This is a genomic window from Sphingomonas sp. 2378 (genome assembly GCF_038084995.1).
GTDB lineage: Bacteria > Pseudomonadota > Alphaproteobacteria > Sphingomonadales > Sphingomonadaceae > Sphingomonas.
Window position 1 is genome coordinate 24,733 of sequence record NZ_JAXCMJ010000032.1, and the last position, 15,032, is coordinate 39,764.

Sequence of the window (15,032 nt, forward strand, 5' to 3'; positions counted from 1 at the left end):
GCGGGCGGGCCCCTTCCCTCTCCCGTCGGGATAGGGAGGGAGGCACGTAGCGCCGGAAGGGTGAGGGTGTCGGCGGTTACTCCAGTTCGAGGATCACCGCATCGACCGCCAGGCTGTCGCCGGTTTTGGCAGTGATGGTCTTGACGGTGCCGGTCTTGGCGGCGCGGAGGATGTTTTCCATTTTCATGGCCTCGACGACGGCCAGCGGCTGGCCTGCCTCTACCTTGTCGCCCTCGGCGACGTCGAGGCGGACGAGCAGGCCCGGCATCGGCGCGATCAGGAATTTCGACAGGTCGGGCGGGACCTTCTCGATCAGGTGCTGGGCATAGGCCGCCGCGCGTGCGGGCAGGACGCGGACGGCGTGGCTGGCGCCGCGCGTGGTCAGGCGGAAGCCGGTGCGGGTCCTGGCGATGCGGACATGGAGCGTTTCGCCCTCTTCGTCCTCGACCGCGATCATCCGGTCGCCCGGCGTATAGGCGATGGCCAGGTCCAGAGCCGCGCCGTCGACGCCGATGCCGTCCGTCGAAACGTTGACCTGATGGTCCGCCCCGTCGATCCGCACCGTCCAGTCGGCGGGCGGCTGGAGCCGGTGGCCGAGTTGGCCGTCGATACGGCGTGCCCGGTCGGCCTCGGCGGTAGCGGCGAAGGCGGCGACGGCGGCGAGCGTGCGGGTCAGTTCGTCGCTGGAGGGCGCACCCTGGAAGCCGTCGGGATATTCCTCGGCGATGAAGCCGGTCGACAGCGCCCCCGACCGGAAGCGCGGGTGCTGCATCAGCGCGGAGACGAAGTCGATATTGGTCCCCGGCCCGACGATCTCGAACGCGTCGAGCGCGGCGATCTGGGCATCAATCGCGGCTTCGCGGGTGGGTGCCCAGGTGACCAGCTTGGCGATCATCGGGTCGTAGAACATGCTCACCTCGCCGCCTTCCGCGACGCCGTCATCGACGCGGACGCGGATGGCGTCGTCATGCTCCTCGGCAGGCGGGTTGTAACGGATCAGCCGCCCGGTCGAGGGCAGGAAGCCGCGATACGGATCTTCGGCATAGACGCGGTTCTCGATCGCCCAGCCGGTCAGGGTCACATCCTCTTGGCGGAAGGAGAGCGGCTCACCGGCGGCGACGCGAATCATCTGCTCGACCAGATCGAGACCGGTGATCTCCTCGGTCACGGGATGCTCGACCTGGAGCCGCGTGTTCATCTCGAGAAAGTAGAAGCTCTTGCCGGTCGTATCCGCGCCCGACACGATCAGTTCGACGGTGCCTGCGGAATAATATCCGACCGCGCGGGCCAGCGCGACCGCCTGCTCGCCCATGGCGCGGCGCATCTCGGGGGTGACGAAGGGCGACGGCGCCTCTTCGACCACCTTCTGGTGGCGGCGCTGGACCGAGCATTCGCGCTCGCCGAGATAGACGATGTTGCCATGCTGGTCGCCCAGCACCTGAATCTCGATATGGCGGGGACTTTCGATGAACTTCTCGATGAAGACGCGGTCGTCGCCGAAGCTGGCCAGGCCTTCGCGCTTGGTCGCCTCGAAGCCCTCGCGCACGTCCGCCTCGGACCAGGCGAGCCGCATCCCCTTGCCGCCGCCACCGGCGCTGGCCTTCATCATGACGGGGAAGCCGATATCCGACGCAATGCGCACCGCTTCCTCGGTATCGGCGATCTCGCCCAGATAGCCGGGAACGACATTGACCCCGGCGGCCTTGGCCAGCTTCTTCGACTCGATCTTGTCGCCCATCGCGGCGATGGCGTTCGGCGGTGGGCCGATGAAGGCGACGCCTGCGTCTGCACAGGCGCGGGCAAAGCTCTCGCGCTCGGACAGGAAGCCGTAGCCGGGATGGATCGCATCCGCGCCGGTCGCGTGCGCGGCGGCGAGGATCAGTTCGGCCTTGAGATAGCTCTCGGCGGCGGGAGCGGGACCGAGGCGGACCGCTTCGTCGGCCAGCTGGACATGCGGTGCGCTGGCATCGGCGTCCGAATAGACCGCAACCGTGGCGATGCCCATCGCGCGGGCGGTGCGGATCACCCGGCACGCGATTTCCCCGCGATTGGCGATCAGGATTTTCTGGAACACGGGGATACCTCTCCTTTTATGTCGTTGGTCCGTGTCAAATGCTATCGGGGAAGCCCCACCCCGGCGAAGGCCGGGGTCCAGGAGCCGCCCCGTAGCTCACCGCAACTGGACCCCGGCCTTCGCCGGGGTGGTCAGGATAAGGTGGCTTGGAATCACTCCGCTGCCACCCGCATCGGCTCGGCGCCTTCCATCGGCTTCAGGCCCAGCTTCGCGAACAGCGCGGCGTCGGCATCGTCGCCCGCATTGCCTGCGGTCAGCAGCTTGTCGCCGGTGAAGATCGAGTTCGCGCCCGCCAGGAAGCACAAGGCCTGCGTCGCCGCCGACATGCTCTCGCGGCCGGCGGACAGGCGGACCATGCTCATCGGCATGGTGATGCGCGCGACCGCGACGGTGCGGACGAACTCGATATCGTCGATCCGCGCCAGCGGCGTGTCGGCGAGCATGTCGCCCAACACCGTGCCCTTGACCGGCACCAGCGCGTTGACCGGTACGCTTTCGGGATGGCGCGGCAAAGTGGCGAGCGCATGGACGAAGCCGACCCGGTCTCCCCGCGTCTCGCCCATGCCGACGATGCCGCCGCAGCACACCGAGATGCCTGCGTCACGCACGTTGGACAGCGTCTCCAGCCGATCCTCGAAACAGCGCGTCGTGATGACGTTCGCGTAGTTTTCCGGCGACGTGTCGATGTTGTGGTTGTAATAGTCGAGGCCCGCCTCGGCCAGCCGCTGCGCCTGGGGCGCGTCGAGCATGCCCAGCGTCATGCAGGTCTCCAGCCCCATGGCCTTCACGCCCTCGACCATGGCGACGACCTTGTCCATGTCGCGCTCCTTCGGCGACCGCCACGCCGCGCCCATGCAGAAGCGCTGCGAGCCCGCCGCCTTCGCCTCGGCGGCGGCGGCCAGCACCGCCTGCACGTCCATCAGCTTCTCGGCCTTCACGTCGCTTTCCGCCGAAGCGCTTTGCGAGCAGTACCCGCAATCCTCGGGGCAGCCGCCGGTCTTGATCGAGCACAGCGTGCACAACTGCACCTCGTCCGCCGCATGATGCGCGCGGTGGACCTCGGCCGCGCGGAACAGCAGCTCGGTGAAGGGCAGGTCGAACAGCGCGGCGATCTCGGCGCGGGTCCAGTCGGTGCGCAAGCTTGTCGCCTCGGGGCGGAGCGCGGTGGTCGTCGTCATCACGTCTTGTCCTGTCATTCGCCCGTCTCGGGCGGCATATTATGGCCCAGCAACCTCAGCACATCCTCGGCCGCCTTCACAAGGTTGGTGCCGGGGCCGAAAATCGCCTGAACCCCGGCATCGTAGAGCGCCTGATAGTCCTGCGCCGGAATAACGCCACCCGCGATGACCTTGATATCGGCGCGGCCCGCGTCGCGCAGATGCCCGATCAGCTCGGGGATCAGCGTCTTGTGCCCGGCGGCCAGGCTGGAGGCGCCGACCACGTCGACATCGCGAGTCAGTGCGAGTTGGGCGGCCTCCTCGGGCGTCTGGAACAGTGCGCCCGCCACCACCTCGAACCCCAGATCGCCGAACATCGAGGAGACGAGGTTCGCGCCCCGGTCATGCCCGTCCTGTCCCATCTTGGCGACGAACAGCCGGGGCTTGCGGCCCAGACGGCGTTCGACCGCCTCGACGCCCCGGATCAGGCGGGCCCAGCGTTCGTCCTCGGCATAAGCGCCGCCATAGACGCCCGACACCGGGGTCGGCTGGGTGCCGTAGCGGCCGAACACATCCTCCAGTGCGGCGGAAATCTCGCCCAGGGTCGCCCGCGCCCGCGCCGCCTCCACGGCGAGCGCGAGCAGGTTATTCCCCAATCCTCCCTGAGCTTGCTCGGGGAGGGGGACCGCGCCCGCAGGGCGTGGTGGAGGGGCGGCACCGTCAGCCCCGGCCCCTCCACCAGCCTGCGGCTGGTCCCCCTCCCCAAGCAAAGCTTGGGGAGGAATTCTGGCAGCTTCGCGCAACGCATCCAACGCCGCCTGGCACGCCGCTTCGTCGCGCTCGGCCTTTACACGGCCGATCCGGGCCACCTGCCCCGCCCGCACCGCATGATTGTCGATGTCGAGGATCTCGACCGGCGCTTCGTCGGCCAGCCGGTATGTGTTGACGCCGACGATGACATCCTCGCCCCGATCGACCTTGGCCGCGCGTGCCGCCGACGCCTCTTCGATCATCGCCTTGGGCCAGCCCGCCGCGACCGCCTTGGCCATGCCGCCTTCGGCCTCGATCCGCTCGATCAACTCCCATGCCCCGTCGACCAGCGACTGGGTCAGGCTCTCGACATAATAGCTGCCGCCCAAGGGATCGACGACCTTGGTCATCCCCGTTTCCTCCTGCAACACGATCTGGGTGTTGCGCGCGATCCGGGCGGAGAAGTCGGTGGGCAGCGCGATGGCTTCGTCCAGCGCATTGGTGTGGAGCGACTGGGTGCCGCCCAGCATCGCGGCCATCGCCTCGATGGTAGTGCGGATGACGTTGTTATACGGGTCCTGCTCGGTCAGCGACACGCCCGACGTCTGGCAATGGGTGCGCAGCATCTTGGAGCGTTCGTCCTTCGCGCCCAGTTGCGTCATCGCCCGGTGCCAGAGCACGCGCGCGGCGCGCAGCTTGGCGACCTCCATGAAGAAGTTCATGCCGATCGCGAAGAAGAAGGACAGGCGCCCGGCGAACCTGTCGATGTCGAGGCCCGACGCGACGCCATATTTCACATATTCCATGCCGTCGGCGATGGTGAAGGCCAGCTCCTGGAGTTGCGTCGCCCCCGCCTCCTGCATGTGATAGCCGCTGATCGAGATGCTGTTGAACTTGGGCATCTCGGCGCTGGTATAGGCGAAAATGTCCGAGATGATCCGCATGCTCGGCTCGGGCGGGTAGATGTACGTGTTGCGGACCATGAACTCCTTGAGGATGTCGTTCTGGATGGTCCCTTCCAGCTTCGACCGATGAACGCCCTGTTCCTCGGCCGCGACGATGAAGAAGGCCAGCACCGGGATCACCGCGCCGTTCATCGTCATGCTGACCGACATGGCATCCAGGGGGATGCCGTCGAACAGGATCTTCATATCCTCGACCGTGTCGATCGCGACACCCGCCTTGCCCACGTCACCCGTCACGCGCGGATGGTCGCTGTCATAGCCCCGGTGCGTCGCCAGATCGAAGGCGACCGACAGCCCCTTCTGCCCCGCCGCCAGATTGCGGCGGTAGAAGGCGTTCGATTCCTCGGCGGTGGAAAAACCCGCATATTGCCGGATCGTCCAGGGCCGCCCCGCATACATGCTCGCCCGCACGCCGCGCGTGAACGGCGCGAAGCCCGGCAACCCCGGGTCCACCGCCACATCCGCCGCCGTATAGAGCGGCTTCACCACGATCCCCTCCGGCGTCGCCCATGACAGGTCACGCCCCTTCACCTCGCGGGCGGCAAGGGCTTCCCAGTCGGACATGTCAGGGCGTTCGGCCATCGGCCACTCCTCATCCAATCGTTACGCGGTTTACTTATTTTGTTTCATTGAAGCGAAATCATCATGCTCGCGCAAGCATCCTAACACCCCAGGAAACGCGGCGGACGCTTTTCGAAAAAGGCGCGGCCGCCTTCCTCGCCATCCTGGGTGGCGCACGCCATGCGCTGGTCCCCGGCCTCGCGGGCCAGCGCGGTGGCGTAGTCGCTGTCGAACCCGGCATGAAGCGCGCGGCGCATCAGCCCCAACGCGACGCTCGGCCCCGCCGCCAGCCGCTCGGCCAGCGCAAAGGCTTCGGCTTCCAGCGCCTCGTCGGCGACGACCTTGTGGATCATGCCCCAGTCGAGCGCACGTGTCGCCCCTACCCGCTCGCCCAGCATCATCATCTCGGCGGCGCGGGCACGGCCGATCAGGCGGGGCAGCATCCAACTCGCTCCGCCATCGGGGACCATGCCGATATTGACGAAGGCGTGGAGGAAATAGGCCTTCTCGCTCGCCACGCAGAAATCGGCGGCCAGCGCCAGGCTGCACCCGATCCCCGCCGCTGCGCCCCGGACGGCACTGACCACGGGAATGGGCAGGTCGGCCAGCGCCAGGAACAGGGGATTGAAGTGATCGACCAGCGCACGGTGAACGGTGTCCGGGCCGATATCGCCCCCGGAAATATCCGCGCCCGAGCAAAAGGCCTTCCCCGCGCCGATCAGCAGAACCGCTCGTGCATCCCCTCGATCCGCGAGCGCCTGCCCGATCCTGTCGAACAGTTCGGGCGGCGCGGCATTGAGGCGGTCGGGGCGGTTGAGCGTCAGCACCGACACATCGCCCCGGCGCTCGGCCAGCAGCATCGGCTCGCTCAATGCGCTTCCCCCGGCGTTTCCATCAGTTCGACCAGCACCCCGCCCATGTCACGCGGATGAAGGAAGACGACCGGCGTGCCATGCGCGCCGATGCGCGGCTGGCCCAGCAGCGTCGCGCCCTTGTCCTGCATATCCGCCACCGCGGCGGCCATGTCGGCGACCTCGAAACAGAGATGATGCTGCCCGCCCGCCGGGTTCTTCTTCAGGAAGTTGGCGATGGGGGAGGTTTCGTCGAGCGGCTGGATCAGTTCGATCTGGCTGTTGGGCGCGTCGATGAAGCACACCCGCACGCCCTGCGGGGGCAGGTCGAACGGCTCGCCGATCGCCTCCGCACCGAGGATGTGGCGGTAGGTTTCCACCGTCTTCTCGATGGAAGGCGTGGCGATGCCGATATGGTTGAGGCGGCCCAGGGTCATGCGCGCTCCTTCACGGCATCCTTCAATGCCTGCTTGATGTCGGGATGCAGGTGATGCGACGCGATCCCGTCAATGGCGCCCTGCAACGCCCACACCGCACAGAGACTCACTTCACGCGGATGCGCGGCCTTCATGCGTCGATAGGTCTCGACCGCACCCAGTTCGGCGAGCCGCTCGGGCGTATCCGCGCCTATCTCGATCATCCAGGCGGCGCTTTTGGCACCGACATTCTTCAATTCGGCCAATCGCGCCATCGCTTCGGCTTCGCGCTCAGAGCGGCAAGTTGTCATGCTTCTTCCACGGGTTCGCCAGGTCCTTGTTGCGCAGCTTCCGCAGGCCCAGCGCGATCCGCCTGCGGGTGGAATGCGGCTGGATCACCTCGTCCACGAACCCCTTGGAAGCCGCGACGAACGGATTGGCGAAGCGCGCCTCATATTCGGCGGTGCGCTCGGCGATCTCCTCGGGCGTGCGGCCCCGGAAGATGATCTCGACCGCGCCCTTGGCCCCCATCACCGCGATCTCGGCGGTGGGCCAGGCATAGTTGAGGTCACCGCGCAGGTGCTTGGACGCCATCACGTCGTATGCCCCGCCATAAGCCTTGCGGGTGATGACGGTGATCTTGGGCACCGTCGCCTCGGCATAGGCGAAGAGCAGTTTCGCGCCATGCTTGATGATGCCGTTATGCTCTTGCGCGGTGCCGGGCAGGAAGCCGGGGACGTCGACAAAGGTGATGATCGGGATTTCGAACGCATCGCAGAAGCGCACGAACCGCGCCGCCTTGCGGGATGCGTTGATGTCGAGAACCCCCGCCAGCACCATCGGCTGGTTGGCGACGAAGCCGACCGTGCGCCCCTCGATCCGGCCGAAGCCGGTGATGATGTTGGCCCCGTGGGCGGGCTGCACCTCGAAGAAATCGCCCTCGTCCACCACCTTGGCGATCAGCTCGTGCATGTCATAGGGCTGGTTGGCGCTGGCCGGGATCAACGTGTCGAGGCTTTCCTCTTGTCTGTCCCAAGCGTCGGCGGTCGGCCGCTCGGGCACGCCGTCCCGATTGTTGGCGGGCAGGAAGTCGATGAAGTCGCGCGCCGCTAAGAGCGCCTCGATGTCGTCCTCGAACGCCACGTCCGCCACGCCGGTCTTGGTGGTGTGGGTAACCGCGCCGCCCAGGGCTTCCTGCGTGACGACCTCGTTGGTCACCGTCTTCACCACATCGGGTCCGGTGACGAACATGTAGCTGCTATCCTTCACCATGAAGATGAAGTCGGTCATGGCGGGCGAGTACACCGCGCCGCCCGCGCACGGGCCCATGATGAGCGAAAGCTGCGGCACCACGCCCGATGCCAGCACATTGCGCTGGAACACCTCGGCATAGCCGCCGAGCGAGGCGACACCCTCCTGGATGCGCGCGCCGCCCGAGTCGTTCAGGCCGATGACTGGCGCGCCGACCTTCATCGCCATGTCCATGATCTTGCAGATCTTCTGCGCATGGCGCTCGGACAGCGAGCCGCCGAAGACGGTGAAGTCCTGGCTGAAGACGAACACCAGCCGCCCGTTGATCGTGCCCGAACCCGTCACCACGCCGTCGCCGGGCACCACCTGCTCGGTCATGCCGAAGTCCACGCAATTATGTTCGACGAACATGTCGAGTTCCTCGAAGCTGCCCTCGTCGAGCAGCACGTCGAGCCGCTCGCGCGCGGTCAGCTTGCCCTTGGCGTGCTGGGCGGCGATGCGCTTCTCGCCGCCACCGGCACGCGCGGCGGCGCGGCGGCGTTCCAGTTCGACCATCGTCGATGCCATGACCTCATCCTCTTTTGTCTTTCAGGGGTCTATGCCTGAGACGCGGGGGGCATGGCAATCGGCAGACTTACGTTTCCGTAAGGGGAAGGCAGCCAAGCGCGTTCCCCCTCCCGCGAGCGGGAGAAGGCGGAAGGAAGGAAGGCATTGAAAAAATCAGATATCTAATGCCCAGCCGTCCCGTCCTTTGGGATCGAACGGCCCGTTCGGTACGAATCGCTCCGCCCCTGCGCGCAGGCGGAGCACGCTCCAGTCGCCGCGCCGGTCCACCGTTTCCAGCGTACAGCCGCACGCTTCATAAGCCGCGACGACATCGGCGCGCTGCGTCTCCAACAGGCCCGCCAGCACCAACGTCGCCTCCGGCCCGGCAATCGCCGCCAGTTCGGGCGCCATCGAGATCAGCGGTCCGGCCAGGATATTGGCGATGACCAGGTCGTAAGGCGCGCCCGCCATGATCGGATCGGCGAGCGCCCCATCCGCGACGATCAGTTCCACGCCATCGACGCCGTTGATCGCGGCATTGTCGGCGGTCACGTCGATCGCGACGGGGTCGATATCGGTCGCCACCACCTTCGCGCTCGGCCATAGATGACGCACCGCAAAGGCGAGCAGCCCGGTGCCGGTGCCCACGTCGATCGCATTCGCGACCGCCCCTCCCGCCATCGCGTCGAGCATGGCGAGGCAGCCGCTGGTCGTCTCATGATGCCCGGTGCCGAAGGCGCGTCCCGCCGGGATATGGAAGCCGCGCTTACCCTCGGGCACCGCCTCGTCGCCGGTGTGGACGAAGAACCGCCCGACCGACAAAGGCTCCAGCCCGGCTTGGCTCATCGTCACCCAGTCCTGCGCGGGCACATGCTCGACCGTCGCGGGATGGTCGCCCGCACTCGGCACCAAAGCGCGGATCGCGTCGATGGTCGCCGCATCGGGCTCCGCCTCGAAATAGGCGTCGAGCCGCCAATGTTCGCGGTCGTCCTCCACTTCCTCGGTGGTCATGATGACCGCGTCGATCGCCAGATCGTCGGCGGCATCGATCGCCTCCGCCTCGTCGCGGGTGCAGGGCAGCGTCAGCTTCCAGCTATCAGCGGACATAGCTGGCTCCATTCACGTCGAGGACCGCGCCCGTCATCGAGGGCGGCGCGTCGGTGCACAGGAAACGGACGGTCGCAGCGACCTCCTCCGGAGAGGCGACGCGGCCGAGCGGAATATCGGCGAGCAGCTTGTCACCGCCCCGGCTGGCCAGATAATCGTCGGCCATGCCGGTCATGGTGAAACCGGGGCAGACCGCGAAGGCGAGAATCCCTTGCGCGGCATAGCCCCGCGCGATCGTCTTGGTCATCGCGACCATGCCGCCCTTGGACGCGGCATAATGCCAGTGCGCGGGCGAGTCGCCGCGATAGGCGGCGCGGCTGGCGATGTTGACGATCCGGCCGCCCACGCCCCGCTCCTGCCAATGCAAGACGGCCAGACGGCAAAGTTCGGCGGACGCGGTCAGGTTGACCTGCATGGTCCGCGCCCAGCTTTGCGACCAGTCTTCGGCGTCGAGCGGGCTCGCCTCGAAGATGCCGGCATTGTTGACCAGCATGTCGATCGCACCGCCCGCCTCGGCCAACGCCGCCGCCCAGAGGCGCGCGGGTTCTTGCGGCTGCGACAGGTCGGCGGCGATGCCGCTTCTGGTGCCATGGCCCAGCAGGCGGACATTCGGCAGTTCGCCCAGCGCCGTGGCGGTCGCCGCACCGATGCCGCGGCTGCTTCCCGTTACCAATATCGTCGTCATCCCCCGCCCGTGCCGGGCGCAGGCGAGCGCGTCAACGGGCTTGCATGTTCTCCGGGATCGCCCTCTCGATAGCGGGGACACCCCTCCGTCAGAGCTGACGCCCTAGCAACGCCCCTTCCAGATTGCTCGGCGAAGGGCTGTTCCCCCGCGCAGGCGGGGGGCCAGTGTGGAGCAGGACCACCGCTTGCCAATAGAATACTGGGCCCCCGCCTGCGCGGGGGAACATAGGCGTACACCAATCACCGGTGACGCCACCTTACACGGCAGCAATAAATCCCGGTTCAGGCGGCGACGCGGGCGACGAACTGGGTGGCGCTGGTCTTCAACTCGCCCAGTTGCGTGTCGAGATCGTCGAAACCGCGCCCGACCCGGTCGATCTCCTGCGCGACATGTTCGGTGTCCTGGCGGATCGCGGCGATGGTGTGCGACATCGAATCGGCGGCCAGCGCGGTTTCGTCCACCGCGGCGGTGATCGCCGTGACGGTCTGCGCCTGGGCCTCCATCGCATGGCGAATGCGCTCGGCGGAGGCCTGGACCTCGTTGACCGTCGCCTTGATCGAGGCGTTGGTCTCGACCGTCGAGCGGGTCGCAGCCTGGATGGCGGCGATCTTGGTGGCGATGTCGTCGGTGGCGCGCGCGGTCTGGCTGGCGAGGCTCTTCACCTCCTGCGCGACGACCGCGAAGCCGCGTCCCGCATCCCCGGCGCGCGCCGCCTCGATGGTGGCGTTGAGCGCGAGGAGGTTGGTCTGCCCGGCGATGTCGCGGATCAGGCCCAGGATCGATTCGATCGACTTGGCGTGATCGGACAGCATTTCGGACATGCCGACCGCCTGCCCCGCCTGGTCGGCGGCGCGGTTGGCGACATCGGCGGCCTGATCGACCTCGGTCCGCGCATCCTCGATCGCGCGAATCAGGCCGGCGGCGGTCTGTGCCGCCTCGCGCATCGCGACGGCGGATTGTTCGGCGGCGGCGGCGACCTCGCTCGACTTGCCCAGCATCCCGCGCGTCGACAGCGAGGCGTCCTGCGCCTGCCGCCGCAAATCCTGTCCCCCGACCGAGGCGGTTTCCACCACCGCCGCGATACCGTTGCGGAAATCGCCCGCCAGCCGCTCGCGCTGACGCTCGGCGCACCAGCCCGCAAAGCCCGCGAACAGTTCGACGGTCAGTTCGGTCTCCATGCCATAGAGGCGCAGCAGCGTATCGATCGCCACGGTGCGGCGGGGATCGTCGGCGGGCATTTCCTCCATCACGATCTTCAACACCGCCCGGTCGCTCGAGCAGGACATGGCGAGCACCTCCATCGGCGGCACCTCGGCGGCATAGGCGGAGGCGACCGCACGGCCCAGCGACTCGACCCATTCCCGACCGGCGAGATCGCAGAAGCGGTTGCGCAGATAGGCGCGCCCCGCCGTCTTCTGCCGTTCGCGATCCAGCGGCGACCATTCCAGACGCCCCGGATTGGCGAGGCGCCAGTGGTTCCAATAAGCATCGGTCACCTCGTCGGCCCGAGGCTCGATCACCGGCCAGAGTTCGGCGGCGAGGCGGACGAGCGAGCGATCCCCGCCATCAAAGGCACGGACCCGTGCGTCGAGGTCGATATTCGCCGTGATGACCGTGGGCGATGGCAGGTCGAAGTCCAAGACGTGGTTCCCCCATTCGAAATGCTTCGAATCTTTCACGACCATGGTGGGCGAAAAGGGTTAAGGGGGTATTATAGGAGCGTTTTTCCGGTGCGGGCGGTGCGCTCCCCAGTTCGGCCTCTCACGAAGCATCCTCCATGGAAAGCGGGGGAATGCCGCGCGGAACCCGCCCGCCGCGCATCTCCAAACGGACTCTCGCGACTTGCATCCTGTCGGCGTCTTCACCATAGGCATATCCGCAAACCAGCCCGACCTTAAGATTGTTCGAGGATCTGCCCTTGGCCGCCCGCAACACCGCACGCCCGCTTTCGCCCCATCTCCAGATCTGGAAATGGGGTCCCAACATGCTGGTCTCGATCCTGCACCGCGCCACCGGCACGGGCATGGCGACCGTGGGGGCGGCGCTTCTCGTCTGGTTCCTCGCGGCGGTGGCCGCCGGCCCCGAAAGCTATGCGACGTTCCGCAACGTCTTCACCGTCGATTCCGGCCGGTTGAACATCATCGGCTATGTCGTCGGCATCGGCCTGACCGCCAGCCTGTTCCAGCATATGGCCAATGGCATCCGCCACCTGTTCATGGATGTCGGCGCCGCCTTCGAGTTGAAGGCGAACAAGCTGCACGCCAAGCTGACCATCGTCTTCGCCGTCGTGATGACGGTGGCCTTCTGGCTCTATCTGGGGATCAAGTGATGCGTTCCGGAACCGCGATCGGCCGCGTGCGCGGCCTGGGCTCGGCCAAGTCGGGCACCCATCACTGGCTCAACCAGCGCCTGACGGCGGGGTCGAACTTCCTGCTGGTCGTCTGGCTGCTGATCTCGATCCTGCGCCAGCCGTCCTATGACTATGCCGCCATGCGGCTGTGGCTGGCCAATCCCTGGGCGGCCATTCCGATGGCGATGCTGGTCGCCTCGGTCTTTTATCACATGCGCCTCGGCCTTCAGGTCGTGATCGAGGATTATGAGCAGGACCAGAACCGGGTCGCCATGCTCGTCGTCATGAACCTGTTCGTCTTCACGATCGCTGCCATCGCCATCTTCTCGATCCTCAAGATCGCCTTCGGAGCCGCCGCCTGATGTCCGCTGCCGCCTACAAGATCATCGACCATACCTATGACGCCGTCGTCGTGGGTGCGGGCGGCTCGGGCCTGCGTGCCACCATGGGCATCGCGGAAGCCGGTCTGAAGACCGCCTGCATCACCAAGGTGTTCCCGACCCGCAGCCACACCGTCGCGGCGCAAGGCGGCATCGCCGCCTCGCTCGGCAATATGGGGCCCGACCACTGGACCTGGCATATGTTCGACACCGTCAAGGGGTCGGACTGGCTGGGCGACCAGGACGCGATCGAATATCTGTGCCGCGAGGCGCCCGCCGCCGTGTACGAACTGGAGCACGCGGGCGTGCCGTTCAGCCGCACCGAAGAGGGCAAGATCTATCAGCGCCCGTTCGGCGGCATGATGCAGAATATGGGCGAAGGCCCGCCCGCGCAGCGCACCTGCGCCGCCGCCGACCGTACCGGCCACGCCATGCTGCACGCGCTGTACCAGCAGTCGTTGAAGTATGACGCGGACTTCTTTATCGAATATTTCGCGCTCGACCTCATCATGGACGAGCAGGGCAATTGCCGTGGCGTGATCGCCTTGTGCATGGAAGACGGATCGATCCACCGTTTCCGCGCGCACAATGTCGTGCTGGCGACCGGCGGCTATGGCCGCTGCTATTTCTCGGCCACCTCGGCGCACACCTGCACGGGTGACGGCGGCGGCATGGTGCTGCGTGCGGGCCTGCCGCTTCAGGACATGGAGTTCGTGCAGTTCCACCCGACCGGCATCTACGGCGCGGGCGTCCTCATCACCGAGGGTGCGCGCGGTGAAGGCGGCTACCTCACCAACTCCGAGGGCGAGCGCTTCATGGAGCGTTACGCGCCGTCGGCCAAGGACCTCGCCAGCCGCGACGTCGTGTCGCGTTCGATGGCGATGGAAATTCGCGAAGGGCGCGGCGTCGGCAAGGAGGGGGATCATATCTACCTCCACCTCGACCATATCGACCCCAAGGTGCTGGCCGAGCGCCTGCCCGGCATCACCGAAACCGGCAAGATCTTCGCCGGTGTCGACCTGACCCGCCAGCCGCTGCCGGTCACGCCGACCGTCCACTATAATATGGGCGGCATTCCGACCAACTATCACGGCGAAGTCGTCCGCTTGAAGGACGGCAACCCGGACTCGGTCGTCCCCGGCCTGTTCGCGGTCGGCGAAGCGGCCTGCGTGTCGGTGCACGGCGCGAACCGCCTCGGCTCCAACTCGCTGATCGACCTTGTCGTGTTCGGCCGCGCGACCGGCCTGCGCATCAAGGACACGCTCAAGCCCGGCACGCCGCACGCGCCGCTGCCCAAGGGTTCGGAAGAGCTGGCGCTGGGTCGCCTGGACCATTTCCGCAACGCCGCCGGTGGCTCGACCACCGCATCGGTGCGCAGCGAGATGCAGAAGACGATGCAGCGCCACTGCGCCGTGTTCCGCACGGACGAACTGCTGACCGAAGGCCGCCGGATGATCCGCGCGACCTATGACCGGATGCAGGACATCGGCATCAAGGATCGCTCGCTGATCTGGAACACCGATCTGGTCGAGACGCTGGAACTGGACAACCTGATCAGCCAGGCGGTCGTGACGATGGAATCGGCGCTGAACCGCAAGGAAAGCCGTGGCGCGCATGTGAACGAGGACTTCCCCGATCGCGACGACGCCAACTGGATGAAGCACACGGTGGCGACGTTCGACGGCTGGGGCGGCAAGGGCGGCGGGGTCGCGATCGACTATCGCCCGGTGCACGACTATACGCTGACCGACGATATCGAATATATCAAGCCGAAGAAGCGGGTGTACTAAAGACCCGGTTTGACGGTTCGGAAAAGAGGGGCTGGCGAGCGATCGCCGGCCCTTTTTCCTGTCTGTTCACTTCTTCTCCCCTCCCGCAAGCGGGAGGGGAGAAGAAGTGAACAGACAGGAAAAAGGGCCGGCGATCGCTCGCCAGCCCC

At 66.8% G+C, this 15,032-nt stretch carries 13 protein-coding genes; 3 read left to right on the forward strand and 10 right to left on the reverse strand.

Features of this window, described 5'->3' with window-relative positions; all coding sequences use genetic code 11:
- Nucleotides 1–76 precede the first annotated feature (76 nt).
- The 10 genes from SM191_RS14370 to SM191_RS14415 all read right to left on the reverse strand — a co-directional run bounded on the left by SM191_RS14370 (nt 77) and on the right by SM191_RS14415 (nt 12,003).
- A complete protein-coding gene (locus tag SM191_RS14370) occupies nt 77–2,074 on the reverse strand; it encodes an acetyl/propionyl/methylcrotonyl-CoA carboxylase subunit alpha (protein WP_341506801.1) in 1,998 nt (665 codons plus the stop codon).
- Nucleotides 2,075–2,226: 152 nt separating this feature from the next.
- Complete coding sequence (gene bioB, locus SM191_RS14375) at nt 2,227–3,252, reverse strand: biotin synthase BioB (RefSeq protein ID WP_306998449.1); 1,026 nt, start codon at nt 3,250–3,252, stop codon at nt 2,227–2,229.
- A gap of 14 nt (nt 3,253–3,266) precedes the next feature.
- Nucleotides 3,267–5,528 carry a methylmalonyl-CoA mutase gene (gene scpA / locus SM191_RS14380; RefSeq protein ID WP_341506802.1) on the reverse strand — a complete coding sequence of 754 codons (2,262 nt, stop codon included), beginning with the start codon at nt 5,526–5,528 and terminating at the stop codon, nt 3,267–3,269.
- Nucleotides 5,529–5,608: 80 nt separating this feature from the next.
- On the reverse strand, nt 5,609–6,367 hold the full coding sequence (locus SM191_RS14385) for an enoyl-CoA hydratase-related protein (RefSeq protein WP_445949866.1): 759 nt from the start codon (nt 6,365–6,367) through the stop codon (nt 5,609–5,611).
- Between the two features lie 8 nt (nt 6,368–6,375).
- Complete coding sequence (gene mce, locus SM191_RS14390; protein ID WP_341506804.1) at nt 6,376–6,795, reverse strand: methylmalonyl-CoA epimerase; 420 nt, start codon at nt 6,793–6,795, stop codon at nt 6,376–6,378.
- Nucleotides 6,792–7,040, reverse strand: a complete 249-nt coding sequence (locus SM191_RS14395; RefSeq protein WP_341506805.1) for a TfoX/Sxy family DNA transformation protein — start codon at nt 7,038–7,040, stop codon at nt 6,792–6,794. Before SM191_RS14395 ends, mce begins: the two co-directional genes overlap by 4 nt.
- A gap of 25 nt (nt 7,041–7,065) precedes the next feature.
- Nucleotides 7,066–8,592: an acyl-CoA carboxylase subunit beta gene (locus SM191_RS14400; protein ID WP_341506806.1), complete on the reverse strand. Its 1,527-nt coding sequence runs from the start codon at nt 8,590–8,592 to the stop codon at nt 7,066–7,068.
- A 153-nt stretch (nt 8,593–8,745) separates the two neighbouring features.
- Entirely contained in the window at nt 8,746–9,678 is a 933-nt protein-coding gene (locus SM191_RS14405) for a 50S ribosomal protein L11 methyltransferase (RefSeq protein ID WP_341506807.1), read from the reverse strand.
- Entirely contained in the window at nt 9,668–10,363 is a 696-nt protein-coding gene (locus tag SM191_RS14410; protein WP_341506808.1) for an SDR family NAD(P)-dependent oxidoreductase, read from the reverse strand. Before SM191_RS14410 ends, SM191_RS14405 begins: the two co-directional genes overlap by 11 nt.
- Nucleotides 10,364–10,644: 281 nt before the next feature.
- On the reverse strand, nt 10,645–12,003 hold the full coding sequence (locus SM191_RS14415; RefSeq protein WP_445949865.1) for a methyl-accepting chemotaxis protein: 1,359 nt from the start codon (nt 12,001–12,003) through the stop codon (nt 10,645–10,647).
- A 344-nt stretch (nt 12,004–12,347) separates the two neighbouring features.
- Here SM191_RS14415 and sdhC point away from each other — a divergent pair, with 344 nt between their 5' ends.
- From sdhC to sdhA, 3 genes are read left to right on the forward strand one after another with little or no spacing between them, the layout of a single operon-like run.
- Nucleotides 12,348–12,692 (forward strand): succinate dehydrogenase, cytochrome b556 subunit, encoded by a 345-nt coding sequence (gene sdhC / locus SM191_RS14420; protein ID WP_341506810.1) that lies wholly within the window; start codon nt 12,348–12,350, stop codon nt 12,690–12,692.
- Nucleotides 12,692–13,075: a succinate dehydrogenase, hydrophobic membrane anchor protein gene (gene sdhD, locus SM191_RS14425; protein ID WP_341506811.1), complete on the forward strand. Its 384-nt coding sequence runs from the start codon at nt 12,692–12,694 to the stop codon at nt 13,073–13,075. The genes sdhC and sdhD overlap by 1 nt, the downstream gene beginning before the upstream one ends.
- The gene (sdhA, locus tag SM191_RS14430) at nt 13,075–14,883 is read left to right on the forward strand and encodes a succinate dehydrogenase flavoprotein subunit (RefSeq protein ID WP_341506812.1); all 1,809 of its coding nucleotides are present in this window, start codon (nt 13,075–13,077) and stop codon (nt 14,881–14,883) included. Before sdhD ends, sdhA begins: the two co-directional genes overlap by 1 nt.
- Nucleotides 14,884–15,032: the final 149 nt, after the last annotated feature.